At 62.9% G+C, this 12,608-nt stretch carries 10 protein-coding genes; 5 read left to right on the forward strand and 5 right to left on the reverse strand.

The genetic code is table 11. The features are described 5' to 3' along the window. Positions 1-48 precede the first annotated feature (48 nt). Entirely contained in the window at positions 49-405 is a 357-nt protein-coding gene (locus O3303_RS00770; protein ID WP_269560162.1) for a DUF805 domain-containing protein, read from the forward strand. Between the two features lie 138 nt (positions 406-543). Here O3303_RS00770 and O3303_RS00775 read toward each other — a convergent pair whose 3' ends face one another. Next, positions 544-2,184, reverse strand: a complete 1,641-nt coding sequence (locus O3303_RS00775) for a S8 family peptidase (protein ID WP_269560163.1) — start codon at positions 2,182-2,184, stop codon at positions 544-546. 308 nt (positions 2,185-2,492) lie between these two features. On the opposite strand from O3303_RS00775, the gene O3303_RS00780 reads away from it, so the two are divergent. The 4 genes from O3303_RS00780 to O3303_RS00795 all read left to right on the forward strand — a co-directional run bounded on the left by O3303_RS00780 (position 2,493) and on the right by O3303_RS00795 (position 7,748). After that, entirely contained in the window at positions 2,493-5,087 is a 2,595-nt protein-coding gene (locus O3303_RS00780) for a PIG-L family deacetylase (RefSeq protein WP_269560164.1), read from the forward strand. Positions 5,088-5,258: 171 nt separating this feature from the next. Then, positions 5,259-5,837: a phosphatase PAP2 family protein gene (locus O3303_RS00785; RefSeq protein WP_269560166.1), complete on the forward strand. Its 579-nt coding sequence runs from the start codon at positions 5,259-5,261 to the stop codon at positions 5,835-5,837. A gap of 88 nt (positions 5,838-5,925) precedes the next feature. Next, on the forward strand, positions 5,926-6,057 hold the full coding sequence (locus O3303_RS00790) for a hypothetical protein (RefSeq protein WP_269560167.1): 132 nt from the start codon (positions 5,926-5,928) through the stop codon (positions 6,055-6,057). Continuing rightward, positions 6,054-7,748, forward strand: a complete 1,695-nt coding sequence (locus O3303_RS00795) for a sodium:solute symporter family protein (protein WP_269560168.1) — start codon at positions 6,054-6,056, stop codon at positions 7,746-7,748. The genes O3303_RS00790 and O3303_RS00795 overlap by 4 nt, the downstream gene beginning before the upstream one ends. A 230-nt stretch (positions 7,749-7,978) precedes the next feature. Here the strand turns inward: O3303_RS00795 and O3303_RS00800 are convergent, their stop codons facing one another. The 4 genes from O3303_RS00800 to O3303_RS00815 all read right to left on the reverse strand — a co-directional run bounded on the left by O3303_RS00800 (position 7,979) and on the right by O3303_RS00815 (position 12,503). Further along, complete coding sequence (locus O3303_RS00800; RefSeq protein WP_269560169.1) at positions 7,979-8,860, reverse strand: DUF2911 domain-containing protein; 882 nt, start codon at positions 8,858-8,860, stop codon at positions 7,979-7,981. Between the two features lie 135 nt (positions 8,861-8,995). Beyond that, entirely contained in the window at positions 8,996-9,532 is a 537-nt protein-coding gene (locus O3303_RS00805) for a hypothetical protein (RefSeq protein ID WP_269560170.1), read from the reverse strand. Between the two features lie 29 nt (positions 9,533-9,561). After that, on the reverse strand, positions 9,562-10,557 hold the full coding sequence (locus tag O3303_RS00810) for a cation diffusion facilitator family transporter (protein WP_269560171.1): 996 nt from the start codon (positions 10,555-10,557) through the stop codon (positions 9,562-9,564). 119 nt (positions 10,558-10,676) lie between these two features. Further along, positions 10,677-12,503, reverse strand: a complete 1,827-nt coding sequence (locus tag O3303_RS00815; protein WP_269560172.1) for an ABC transporter ATP-binding protein — start codon at positions 12,501-12,503, stop codon at positions 10,677-10,679. Positions 12,504-12,608: the final 105 nt, after the last annotated feature.

A 12,608-nucleotide genomic window follows, 5' to 3' on the forward strand; every position in this document is an offset into this window, starting at 1 on the left:
CCAGTGCTGCCGGAGGTAGCGACCCGCTATATCATTCCATAAATCACTATGAAACAGTACAACTTTCTGCAGGGCCGCCTGGGCCGCTCCGACTATATGCTGCGGCTGCTGCTGGCCCTGGTGCCGTTGTTGCCGGCCAGCTTCCTGCCGGCGCCGCAGGTCTGGTATCAGGTGCTGCTGGCCGGGCTGGTGCTGGCCGTCAGCACGGCCCTGGCGGCGCTGTTTTCGGTGCGCCGCCTCCACGATCTGTATCTGAGCGGCTGGTACGCGCTGGCCCTGCTGGTGCCCGTCGTGAACGTGCCGGCCTGCGTGCTGCTGGCGGTGCTGCCTGGCACGGCCGGCCTCAACCCGTGGGGGCTGCCCACCGGGGCGCGGCTGCAGCCTGAGCCGGTGCCGGCAGAATAGCCGCGCAGCAGCGGCTTCAGACAGGAAACCGGAGCCGCTACGGCAAGAGCACCAAAGCCGCGTAGCGGCGACAGATTCAGTGGAAACATTCTTCCCGATCTGTCGCCGCTACGCGGCTTTACTACTACTGCGGGCTTGCTACTTCGCCGTTTCGGCGTCGGCGAGCTGCACGGCGCGGTAGAGATTCACGAGGCCGCCGGTGCTCGACAGCTCGGCGAAATCCACCGTTTTGCGGGTGCCGGGCTTGAGCACCTTGGTGTGGTACACCACCGCCGACTGCAGGATGATGCGCTTCAGGTCGGTGGCGGTAAGGGTAGGGAAATACGATTTCAGCACGGCCGCTATGCCCGATACCACCGGCGAGGCCATGCTGGTGCCGCTCTTGTTGCCGTACTGCTGGCCGGGCAGCGTGGAGTAGATCTGGTTGCCGGGCGCGAATACGTCCACGTTTTTACGGCCGTAGTTGGAGAAGTCCGCTACCAGGTTCTGGTCGTTGGTGCGGGCGCTGGCACCCACCGTAATCATGTTCGGCACGGCCTTCCCATCCAGGTACACCGGCGACGGAAACTCCACGTTCACGTCGATGTCGTCGTTTTCGTTGCCGGCCGAATGCACCAGCAGCACGCCTTTGGTGGCGGCGTAGCGCATGGCCGCATCCACGGCCTCACGCTGCGGCGAGTAGTACTTGCCGAAGCTCATGTTGATGATGCTGGCCCCGTTATCCACGGCGTAGCGGATGGCGTTGGCAATGTCCTTGTCCCGCTCGTCGCCGTTGGGCACTGCCCGCACGGCCATCAGGCGCACGTTGTCGGCAATGCCGAGGATGCCGAGCAGGTTGGTGCGGTCGGCGCCGATGATGCCGGCCACGTGGGTGCCGTGCATGGGGTCGGGGCCGTGGTTGTCGCGGTTGCCGTAGCGGCGGTCCTGGGTGTTGGTGGGGTCGTCGCCGATGATGGTGGCGCGCGGGTTGAAGGCCGGGTTGAGGCCGAACTCCAGCTGGCTGCGGCTGTCGTCGAGGCCCTCCTTCATATCCGCCAGCACCGACTCCAGATCGGCGTAGCCGGCAGCGCGCAGGTTGGCGTAGAGGCTGAGGGCGGCGCGGTAGAGGTTGGGGTCGGTGGGGGTGGCGGCACGCAGGCTAGCCGTATCGAGGCGGGCCAGGCCGAGGGCCTCACGGAGGTTGTCGGCGCCCTTTTTATTGACCGTATAGGCTTGGTCGAGCGAAGTGACCCGCTCCTTGTTCTCGGCAATCTTGTCGGCCTGGGTTTTCTTTACTTTCTGATACAGATCATACTCGGCGCGCTTGGCGGCAGGCACGGCGGTACGGGCTTTGCCCTCGTAGAGCGGCCGGAGCCGGGCCACGAGGCGGGTATCCTCATAGGTTTCCACGTCCACGTTGCGGCCGTCGGCGCCGCCCAGGAAGTTCCAGCCGTGCACGTCGTCGACGTAGCCGTTCTGGTCGTCGTCGAGGCCGTTGCCGGCAATTTCGCGCGGATTGGTCCAGAGCAGGCGCCGCAGGTCGGCGTGGGCCGTGTCGATGCCGGCATCAATGATGGCCACCACCACCGGGGCCGAGGGCCGGTTTTTGAGCAGCTCGTCGTAGGTTTTGCGCACGCTCACGCCCATCACGCCGTCGGCGGCCGGGTCGAGCAGGTACCACTGTTGCGGCGGCACGGCAGGCTGTGGGGCGGTAGAAACGGCATTCTGGGCCGTGCCCAGCAGGGGCAGCAGCAGGGCCAAGCCCAGCAGGCGCAGGCGGGAAGGAACGGAAAACGTCATCAGCAGATAGCGAGCGGATACTAAAAGAGGCCTATACGCAGGCAGGGTCTTCACGATCATCACCTGCCAACTTCAACACCACAGACACAGTTCCGCCCCGTCCGGACGCACGAGGAAGTGGGGGCCGGTGTGGTACTACGGCTTTTTCCAGTCGTAATACCACTACCGTTGAACGACAACCAGCCGCGCCGTCCAACGATAGTGATACCACGAGGCCCTTCGGGCAACTCGTGGCACCACTCGTTCCGCCTCCCCGGACAGGGTCGGCCGGGGCGGCTTATCTTCACGCCTTCAAGCTGCCCAAACGTATGCGTACTCGTCTCCTGCACGTCGCCCTGTTGGCGGCACTCTTCATTACTAATTCCTCATTACTAGTTGGCGAAGCCGCCGCCCAGGCCCCCAAAACCTGGTCGTCCAGTGAAATTCTGCTGGGGCTGAAGAAGCTGAACGTGCTGGGCTCGGCCCTGTACGTGGCCGCCCACCCCGACGACGAAAACACCCGCCTGATTGCCTACCTCGCCAACGGCCGCCTCGTGGAAACCGGCTACTTGAGCTGCACCCGCGGCGACGGCGGCCAGAACCTCATCGGCCCCGAACTGCGCGAGGGGCTGGGCGTTATCCGGACGCAGGAGCTGCTGGCGGCCCGCCGCATCGATGGGGGCCGGCAGTTCTTCACCCGCGCCAACGACTTCGGCTTCTCGAAAACGCCCGAGGAAACCTTCACCATCTGGGACAAGGAGCAGGTGCTCTCCGATATGGTCTGGGTGATCCGGCAGCGCCGCCCAGACGTCATGATTACCCGCTTCCCGCCCGACGGCCGCGCCGGCCACGGCCACCACACGGCCAGCGCCATGCTGGCCATTGAGGCCTTCTCGGCCGCCGCCGATCCCAAGCGCTTCCCCGAGCAGCTCCAATACGTGCAGCCCTGGCAGGCCAAGCGGCTGCTCTGGAACACCGGCAGCTTCTTCGTGAAGGCCGGTGACGATATGAGTGGCTACCTGAAGCTGGACGCCGGCGGCTTCAACCCGCTACTGGGGCAGAGCTACGGCGAAATTGCCGCCCGCAGCCGCTCCCAGCACCGCAGCCAGGGCTTCGGCAGCAGTGCTCAGCGCGGCGAGGCCCTGGAGTATTTCCAGCCCCTGAAAGGCGACAAAGCCACCACCGACCTGTTCGAGGGCGTGGATATGACCTGGAACCGGGTGCCCGGCGGCGCGGCCGTAGGGAAGATGATTGACGAGGTGATTCGGAAGTACGACCCGGCCAATCCGAGTGCGAGTGTGGCCGCCTTGGCTGATTTGCACCAGCCTATCTACAAGCTAGCGGGCTTCGGCGAAAAAAAACGAAGTTATGATCCTCTAGTAGGAGCTAAGCTGGGAGCTGTAGATGAGCTGATTCGGGCTTGTCTGGGCCTGCATATAGAGGCCACGGCAGCAGAGCCGTCGGTAGTGCCTGGCCAGCCGCTGCTCCTGACGATAGGCGCACTAAACCGTTCTGTCGTGCCCGTACAGTTGCTGAATGTACAGTTAGGGGAGTATATGCATGGTGGTAATGACTCCACGGTGAAGAAGATGCTTACCAATGAGGGCATCTCGATCCGAATGCGTTATACCGTACCGATGGCCGAGGCAGAGCCGTTGCTACATAAGGTGCAGGTTAAAAAGTTTTCTGCTGCTATGCCTAGCGTATTGAATACCTCGCAACCATATTGGTTAGTGCAGCCGGGAACTACTGGAATGTACCAGGTGAGTGAACAACAGCAACGCGGCAAGCCAGAAAATGAGAGTATGGTAACGGTTCAAATGGCATTTATGATCAACGGGAAGGGAATTCCGCTCACCGTCCCCGTCCAATACAAAAGCACCGACCCGGTGGAAGGGGAGAAGTACCGCCCGCTGACGGTAGTGCCGCCAGTGATGGTGAACGTGGGCGGCCACGCCTACGTGTTTGCCGATAACCAGCCCAAAACGGTACCCGTGACGCTGCGCGCCGGCAAAGCGGGCGTGAAGGGCACCTTGGCCCTGAGCCTGCCCAAAGGCTGGACGGCCGAGCCCGCCAGCATTTCCTTCGAGCTGGCCGCCAAAGACGCCGAGCAGACCGTGCAGTTCCGGGTGCAGCCCGGTGCAGGCGCCGCGGAGGGCAAATCGGAGCTGCGGGCCGTGGCTACCGTGGACGGCCAGGCATACGCGCGCGGCTACCAGACCATTGCCTACACCCACATCCCCACCCAAACGCTGTTTCCGGAAGCCGTGGCCCCGCTGGTGAAGCTGGACCTCAAGCGCAAAGGCCAGGAAATCGGCTACCTGATGGGGGCCGGCGACGAGGTGCCCGACGCCCTGCGCCAGATCGGCTACACCGTGACCCTGCTCAAGCCCGAAGACCTCACCGAGCCGAACCTGCGCCGCTTCGATGCCGTGGTGCTGGGCGTGCGCGCCTACAACACCCTCGACCGCCTCAAAACCCTGCAGCCCACGCTGCTCAAGTACGTGGAAAACGGTGGCAATCTGGTGGTGCAGTACGTGGTGAGCCGCGGCACCGTGCTGCCGCAAATTGGCCCCTATCCGCTCACCCTCAGCACCGACCGGGTGACGGTGGAAAACGCCCCCGTCACCTTCCTCAACCCCACCCAGCCGTTGCTCAACACGCCCAATAAAATCACGAGCAAGGATTTCGAGGGCTGGGTGCAGGAGCAGGGCCTCTACTACCCCAGCCAGTGGGACCCTAAGTACCAGACCGTGCTCAGCAGCAACGACCCCGGCGAACCGGCCAAGCAAAGCGCCATCCTGGTAGCCGACTACGGCAAAGGCCACTACATCTACACCGGCCTCTCGCTGTTCCGGGAGCTGCCCGCCGGCGTGCCAGGCGCCTACCGGATATTAACCAATATGGTGTCGTTGGGCAGGTAGCTCGCAAAAGTGGCACGTACTTCAGTCCGTAGCCCCGGGCTGTGCGTGCTAAACTGGTTGCAGGTTTCCCGACCGTGGGGGCTACGGACTGAAGTCCGTGCCACAGCTATACGTGCTATGCTTTATTACTTACGCCTACTGCCGGTTGCTGGGCTTTCTCTGCCGCTTGCTTTGCTGCTGATTAGCGTTGTTGATGCGCCGCTGGCCGAGCTGCTGCACCAATACGGCGCGCCATTGCGGCTGTTCTTTATTGGGGTGATGCAGGTGCATGACGCGGTGGCGGGTAAGCTTCTGACGCCGTGGTTGTGGTTGCTGCTCCTCCTGCTGTTCGTGGTGGCCCGGCTGCGGCGGTGGCCCCACTGCACCATTTGGCTGGTGGCGCTCCTGACGATAATAAGTAGCCAGGGCCTGCGCAACCTGCTGGCGGTGTACTCCAATCGGCCCCGGCCGTGGCAGGTGTTCGAGCATATTGCCCCCGATGGTAGTTTCTGGCAGGCGGCCGGGCGGTTCGATGCGTTTCCTTCGGGGCACGCGGCCGGCGCGGCCGGGTTGCTGCTGCCCTGGGCGTTGCGGTTTCCCAGGGCGCGGCCGTGGCTGCTGGGCTGGCTGGGGCTGATCTGCCTGGGCCGGGTGGTGCTGGAATACCACTGGCTCAGCGACGTGGTGGCGGGCGCGGCGCTGGGGCTGCTGCTCACCTGCGGTTGGGAGCTGGCCACCGGCTGGCTGCGGCCCCGCCCGGTTGGCACGTAGCGGAAACTCTGCGTCACTCTGTGTCTGGGAGTCGAAAGCCGCGTTATTTTGGCGGGTGTTGCCATGCTTTACTTTACCTTCGTTTTCTATGTCTGCTATCCCTGAATCTGAAAAGCCTCCGCTGCTGCCCTCGTGGCGGGCCTGGTACTGGCTGGTGCTGGGCGCGCTGGTGGCGGAAGTAGCCTTTTTCACCTACCTCACCCGCGCTTTCGCTGCATGAGTACCTTCGATTGGCTGGTGCTCAGCAGCACGCTGTTGTTTATTGTCGGCTACGGGGCGTGGCGCACGCGCGGCGCCGGTGCCTCGCTGGATTCCTACCTGCTCGGCGACCGGGACGCATCCTGGTGGGGCGTGGGCCTGAGCATCATTGCCACCCAGGCCTCGGCCATCACCTTCCTCAGTACGCCCGGCCAGGCCTACGACGACGGGATGCGCTTCATTCAGTTCTACTTCGGCCTGCCGCTGGCCATGGTGCTGATTGCGCTGTTTGCGGTGCCCATCTACCACCGGCTCCGCGTCTATACGGCCTACGAGTACCTGGAGGGGCGTTTCGATAGGCGCACGCGCACGTTGGCGGCGTCGCTGTTTCTGGTACAGCGCGGCCTCAGCAACGGCCTCTCCCTGTACGCGCCAGCGCTGGTGCTGTCGGCCATTCTGGGCTGGAACATCATGCTCACGGTGTGGCTGTTGGGCGGCATCATGATTGCCTACACCGTGGCCGGCGGCACCCGCGCCGTGATGGTGACGCAGCAGGGCCAGGTGGCTGTGATTTTCACGGGCATGGTGGTGGCCGGCTACCTGCTGGTGCACTATCTGCCGGCGGATGTAGGCTTCAAGGAAGCCCTGCAGGTGGCCGGCCACCAGGGCAAGCTCAACCTCGTCGATTTCACCTTCGACCCCACGGACCGCTACAATTTCTGGTCGGGTATGACGGGCGGCCTGTTTCTGGCCCTCTCGTATTTCGGCACCGACCAAAGCCAGGTGCAGCGCTACCTGGCCGGCCGTAGCGTGACAGAAAGCCGCCTGGGCTTGCTCATGAACGGCCTCGTGAAGGTGCCCATGCAGTTTGCCATTTTGTTGGTGGGCGTGCTGCTGTTCGTGTTCTACCAGTTCAGCCCGCCGCCGCTCACCTTCAACCGCCCCGTGCGCGACCAGGTGGCGCGCTCCGCCACCTACGGCCCGCAGCTGCGCGAGCTGGAGCAAACCCACGCCACGCTGTTTCTGGCGCGCCGCCAGGCTACCACCCAGCTGGTAGAGGCCCTGCACACCGAAGACCCCGCCCAGCTGGCCGCCGCCGAAACCCATCTGCAGGCCACCACCGCCGCCACCCGCGGCCTGCGCGACCGGGCCCAGGCCCTCATCAAGAAAGCCGTGCCCTCGTCCGAGGCCAAAGACACCGACTACGTGTTCCTGACTTTCGTGCTCAACAACATGCCGCAGGGTTTGGTGGGGCTGCTGATTGCGGTGGTGCTGTCGGCGGCCATGGGCTCGGCGGCGGCCGGCCTCAACGCCCTGGCCTCCACCACCGTCATCGACCTGTACCGCCCCAGCCGCCCCCACGTGGACGAGGCCCACAACGTGCGCGCCTCGCGCTGGGCAGCCATCGGTTGGGGCGTGCTCGGCATCGGTTTCGCCACCTTTGCCGCCCGCCTCGAAAACCTGATTCAGGCCGTGAACATCCTCGGCTCGCTGTTCTACGGTACCATTCTGGGGATTTTCATGGTGGCTTTCTTCCTGAAGCGCGTGGGCGGCACGGCGGTATTCTGGTCGGCCATCGTGGCCCAAACCGTGGTGCTGCTGCTGTTCTGGAAGACCGATATCGGCTACCTGTGGTTCAACATCATCGGCAGCCTGCTGGTGGTGGGGATGAGTCTGCTGCTGTCGGTGGCAGGAAAGAAAACTGTAGCATAAGCTTCAGCTTGTGCCGGGCTTTGCGTGGGGCTCACGATTGCCTCACCCCCTAGCCCCCTCTCCTAGGGGAGAGGGGGACTAGCTCTACAATCATAGCACTAAAAAAAGCCCGCCGGAGTGTCCGGCGGGCTTTTCTGATTTATTGGGCGCCTACTAGATCCAAAAATTAGCAGCTAGTTCCCCCTCTCCCCTAGGAGAGGGGGCTAGGGGGTGAGGCAATCGTCAGGCGCTTACTTGGCGCCGTTCTTCTTGGCCGTGGCGATGATGTCGTCGTTCATCTTCACGTAGTCCATATTTTTGGCGGTCTGGGCCAGGGTGCGCGACTGCTCGGCGGCGGTGAGGGCGCCTTTGTAATCCTTCATTTTCATGCGGATTTTAGCCTCGGTGTGTACGTTCCAGAACTTGGGCTCCTTCTCGTTGGCTTTCTGCATCCAGGCCAGGGCCTGCTTGAGGTCCTTGTCGTTGTCGTAGTAGTAGACGGCGGCGGCGGCCAGGTCGTTGGGGGTGGGCGAGGCGTTTTGGGTTACTTTCTCCGCAATCTGGGCCATTACCTTGGGCTCCACATCGGCGGCTACCTTGAACTTGACGCCGGTTGTCTCCCACTGCAGGTCCACGTTGGCGGTGGCGGGGGTGAGGTCGGTGAAGTTCATGGTGAAGGTTTCCACCGTGGCGGCCGTTTTGTAGGGCTTCACCATAAAGGTGGCCACGTCGTCTTCGGCCTTGAAGCCGTCGACGTTGGCGCCCTGCTTGGTGTTTTTGCTCAGCACCATCTTCCAGGAGGCTTTGCCGGGCACCGTGTACAGGCCATACTCACCGGCCGGCACCTTCTTACCTTCCACGGTCACGTCGTCGGAGAATTTGACGGTGGTAGTTTGGTTGGCGCCCGTGCGCCAGCGCTTGGCGTAGGGCACAATGGCTTTAGAGGTGGAGTCGCCGAACACCATGCGGCCCTTCACGCTGGGGCGCGAGTAGGTGAGGGTGATGTCGGTGAGGCCCACGCGCTGCGTGATGGTGCTTTTGGGGCTGGCCGCGGGCGTGGCAATCTGCGCCTGAGTGGCCATCGGGGCCGCCAGCACTACCAGGCCGGCCGAAATCGAGAGAAGAGCTTTCATGAAAGGGGAAATGATGGAATGGGGTAACGGCCCAAAAGTAGCAAACCCCGCGTTGCAACGCAGGATTTGTGGTATTTCGATAGGTAGCCAGAAGGAAAAATGCTCCGGTCAGCTGATTACGCCATGCTACTGAAACTATAGCTCCTGCACCGGAATCTGGTGCTGCTGCAGCAGCGCCAGCATCTGCTCGGGCGTGGCCGGGGCCTGCAGGCGGCGCAGATCCAGGTAGTAGCAGGCGGCTTCGGTGGGGTAGAGCAGCAGCCAGTCGGGGTGCACCCACACGGCGCGGCGCAGCACCTGCCAGCGCGCCTCAAAGTGGCCGTCGGCGCTGCGGCCGCGCAGCCGTTCGGCATCCAGCTCAAAGCTGATGGGCGCGTGCAGGCCGGTGTTGCGGGCGTAGCCGCGCCGCAGCTGGTAGCGCACCAGCTGCATCCGCACCAGCGCATACAGCACCGCCACGGCCAGAAACACAACGGTGCTTTGGTTGCTGATGCGGCCGGTCCGGCTGATATCCAGCGCCACGCTGCCGGCCAGCAGCAGCACCGCCAGCCCCAGCAGCCAATGGTTGAAGCGGGTGCGGGGCCGCTGCCGCCACAGCCGGAAGTTCACGGCCACAAATTCATCGGCCGTCATCCGGACGCCGGGCAGTAAAAGCGGGTAGGTAGTAGGCACGGGCTAGCGGAGAGGAATAATGAGGGACATTACACCGACTCCACCAACTGGTGGCGCTCGTTTTTCACCACGTTGGCCAGCGTCCAGGGAATTTCCTGGCTGAAGGCGTGCTGGCGCACCGGGCAGTCGGGCAGAAGGCAATGCGAGCAGGCCGAGAAGATGCAGGGGTCGGCATGCACGAACATTTCCACGTCCACCTCGAACCGGTCGCGCACCAGCTCCTCGATGCGGTGCACTTCGGTGTGGGTTTCTTCCAAGCTGAAATAGTAGGGCATGGTCACGTGGCAGTCGATGTGCAGGTTGGAGCCGTAGCGCTGCACGCGCAGGTTGTGCACATCAATCCAGGCGGGGCGACGCTGCTGCTGCAGTTCCGTTATCACCTGCAGCACGGTGGCCTCGTCCGATTCGTCCATGAGCCCGCCCACCGAGCGGCGCACCATGCGGTAGCCGTTCACCACGATAAACAGCCCCAGGATAACCGAGGCCGCGGCGTCGAACACCACCTTGCCCGTGAGTATCACCAGCACCAGCGCCAGACACGAAACCAGCGTGCTGACGGCATCCAGGTACAGGTGCTGCCCATCGCCGACCAGCGCCAGCGAGTGGTGCTTGCGGCCCGCCCGCACCAGCACGAAGCCCACCAGCAGGTTGACGACGGCCGTAGCGGCCAGCAGCGCCATGCCCCAGCCCGGCTGCTCCAGCGCGTGCGGCGCCAGCAGAGCCTTCACGGCCGAGTAGAAAATGTAGCCGCCCGCCATCAGAATCAGCCCACCCTCAAACCCTACCGACAGGTGCTCGATTTTGCCGTGGCCGTAGGGGTGGTTTTCGTCTTTGGGCAAACTGGCCAGGTACACGCTGTAGAGCGCAAAGCCGCTGGCCACCACGTTGATAATGCTCTCCAGGGCATCGGTCAGGACGGCCTGCGAGTGGGTGAGGAAGTAGGCGTAGAATTTCACCAGCACCAACGCCACACTCACCACGAGCGAAAGCAAAGCCAGACGTTGTTTGAGGCGGGTGACGGTCATGGTTAACGAAAATCGGATATGCCCGAAGTAGGGAAGGACAAGACAAACATAAGCCGCTCCGAATTCCGGAGCGGCTGAAAAATATGCTGGCTGCGCCGGAGCGCTACGCTCTATACTGCCTAGCTCATCTCAAACTGCAGCTTGAGCAAATTAGCATACAGGCCATTATCGGCCTGCGAAAGCTCCTCGTGGGTGCCCTGCTCCACAATGCGCCCGCCGTCGATTACCAGAATCTTATCCACCTTGCGGATGGTGCTCAGGCGGTGGGCGATGATGATGCTGGTGCGGTGCTGCATCAGCTCGTCCATGGCCTGCTGCACTAGCTTCTCGCTCTCCGAGTCGAGGGCCGAAGTGGCTTCGTCGAGCAGCAGGATGGCCGGGTTTTTCAGGATGGCGCGGGCAATGGCCACGCGCTGGCGCTGCCCGCCCGAGAGCTTGATGCCCCGCTCGCCCACCAGCGTGTCGAGCCCCTCGGGGAAGGAGCTGATGAACTGCCAGGCGTTGGCTTTGCGGGCCGCCTGCATGATTTCCTCGTCGGTGGCGTTGGTTTTGCCGTAGGCAATGTTCTCCCGGATGGAGCCGCCGAACAGGATGGTTTCCTGGGGCACGATGCCGATGTGGCGGCGCAGCTCCGTCAGGTCATACGACTGGATGGGGCGGCCGTCGATGGTGATCTGGCCGCCGCTAAGCTCGTAGAACTGCATCAGCAGCTGCACAATGGTGCTTTTGCCGGCGCCCGAGGGGCCCACCAGCGCAATTTTCTCGCCGGCCCGGATGGAGAAGGTAATATCCTGCAGCACCGTCAGATCGGGGCGGGTGGGGTATTGGAAGGCCACGTGTTCGTAGGCGATGTTGCCCTGCAGCTGGATGGGCTGCGCGCCCGGCTGGTGGGTAGGTTCGGTGGGCTCGTCCAGGATTTCCAGAATCCGCTCCGAGGCGCCCAGCGTGCTTTGCACCTTGCCGTACAGCTCGCCCAGGCCCGCCACCGAGGCCCCGATGAACATGGTGTACAAAGCAAACTGCGTTAGGTCGCCGATGGTCATCTGGCCGGCCTGCACCAGCGTGGCGGCGCGCCACAGCACCAGCACAATGCCGCCGAACAGGCCAATGATGACGAACGACACGAAGCCGCCGCGGTAGAGGTTGCTTTTCAGCGCGGCCCGCACGGTGTTAGAGAGAGAGGCTGTGTAGCGCTGGGTTTCAAACTGCTCGTTGGTGAAGGCCTTCACCGTGTTGATGCCCTGCAGGGTTTCCTCCACGATGACGTTGGTTTTGGCCAGCTCGTCCTGAGTGGTTTTGGCCAGCCCCCGGATTTTCTTGCCGAACACCATGGCCAGCACCACAATCGGCGGAAACGTCAGCAGCATAAACATCGACAGCTTCACCGACACTATCATGATAAACACGATGCCCGCCAGCAGGGTCGTCACCTGCCGGAACAGCTCGGCCAGCGTCAGGGAAAACGAATCCTGAATGATGCCCACATCGGAGGTAATGCGCGAGGAGATGGCGCCCACCCGATTTTTCTCGAAGTACGGAATGGGCAGCGTCACGAACTTGCGGTAGAGCGCCTGCCGGATGTCGCGGACGGTAAACTCGCTCACCTGCGTGAAAAACCAGATGCGCCCGAACGAAAACAGGCCCTGCAGCAGAATCAGTCCCGCAAAACCCAGCGCAATCTGGTTGATGGAAACGGCTGTGCCGTTGGGCAGCACTACTGGGTTGCCGCTGGCGGCATCGGCCAGCTTGCCAATCAGCCACGGGAAGGCCAGGGTGCTAAAGCTGGATAGCGTCAGCAGGACCGTGCCCACGACAAACTTGGCGCGGTAGGGCAGCGTGAAGCGGAAAATCCGCAACCCCTGCCGGAAGCTTTCCTTCGATAATTTCTTTTTCGGCACGTCCGGATCAAGGGTTGCGCCGCTGGTATTCATTCCGCTTCGGGCCATTCTGTATATAGAAGTGAGACGGGAGACGTAAGAAGTGAGGCTTGTCGGGCGTCAACAAGATGACAACCGCCAAGTCTCACTCCTGACTTCTTCTATTTCAACTCG

The sequence above is a fragment of the Hymenobacter canadensis genome (assembly GCF_027359925.1).
GTDB lineage: Bacteria > Bacteroidota > Bacteroidia > Cytophagales > Hymenobacteraceae > Hymenobacter > Hymenobacter canadensis.

Bases quoted from the DNA above. Each gene is read 5' to 3' on its own strand.
- O3303_RS00770 (WP_269560162.1), top strand. From the start codon at position 49: ATGAAACAGTACAACTTTCTGCAGGGCCGCCTGGGCCGCTCCGACTAT.
- O3303_RS00775 (WP_269560163.1), bottom strand. From the start codon at position 2,184: ATGACGTTTTCCGTTCCTTCCCGCCTGCGCCTGCTGGGCTTGGCCCTG.
- O3303_RS00780 (WP_269560164.1), top strand. From the start codon at position 2,493: ATGCGTACTCGTCTCCTGCACGTCGCCCTGTTGGCGGCACTCTTCATT.
- O3303_RS00790 (WP_269560167.1), top strand. From the start codon at position 5,926: ATGTCTGCTATCCCTGAATCTGAAAAGCCTCCGCTGCTGCCCTCGTGG.
- O3303_RS00795 (WP_269560168.1), top strand. From the start codon at position 6,054: ATGAGTACCTTCGATTGGCTGGTGCTCAGCAGCACGCTGTTGTTTATT.
- O3303_RS00800 (WP_269560169.1), bottom strand. From the start codon at position 8,860: ATGAAAGCTCTTCTCTCGATTTCGGCCGGCCTGGTAGTGCTGGCGGCC.
- O3303_RS00810 (WP_269560171.1), bottom strand. From the start codon at position 10,557: ATGACCGTCACCCGCCTCAAACAACGTCTGGCTTTGCTTTCGCTCGTG.
- O3303_RS00815 (WP_269560172.1), bottom strand. From the start codon at position 12,503: ATGGCCCGAAGCGGAATGAATACCAGCGGCGCAACCCTTGATCCGGAC.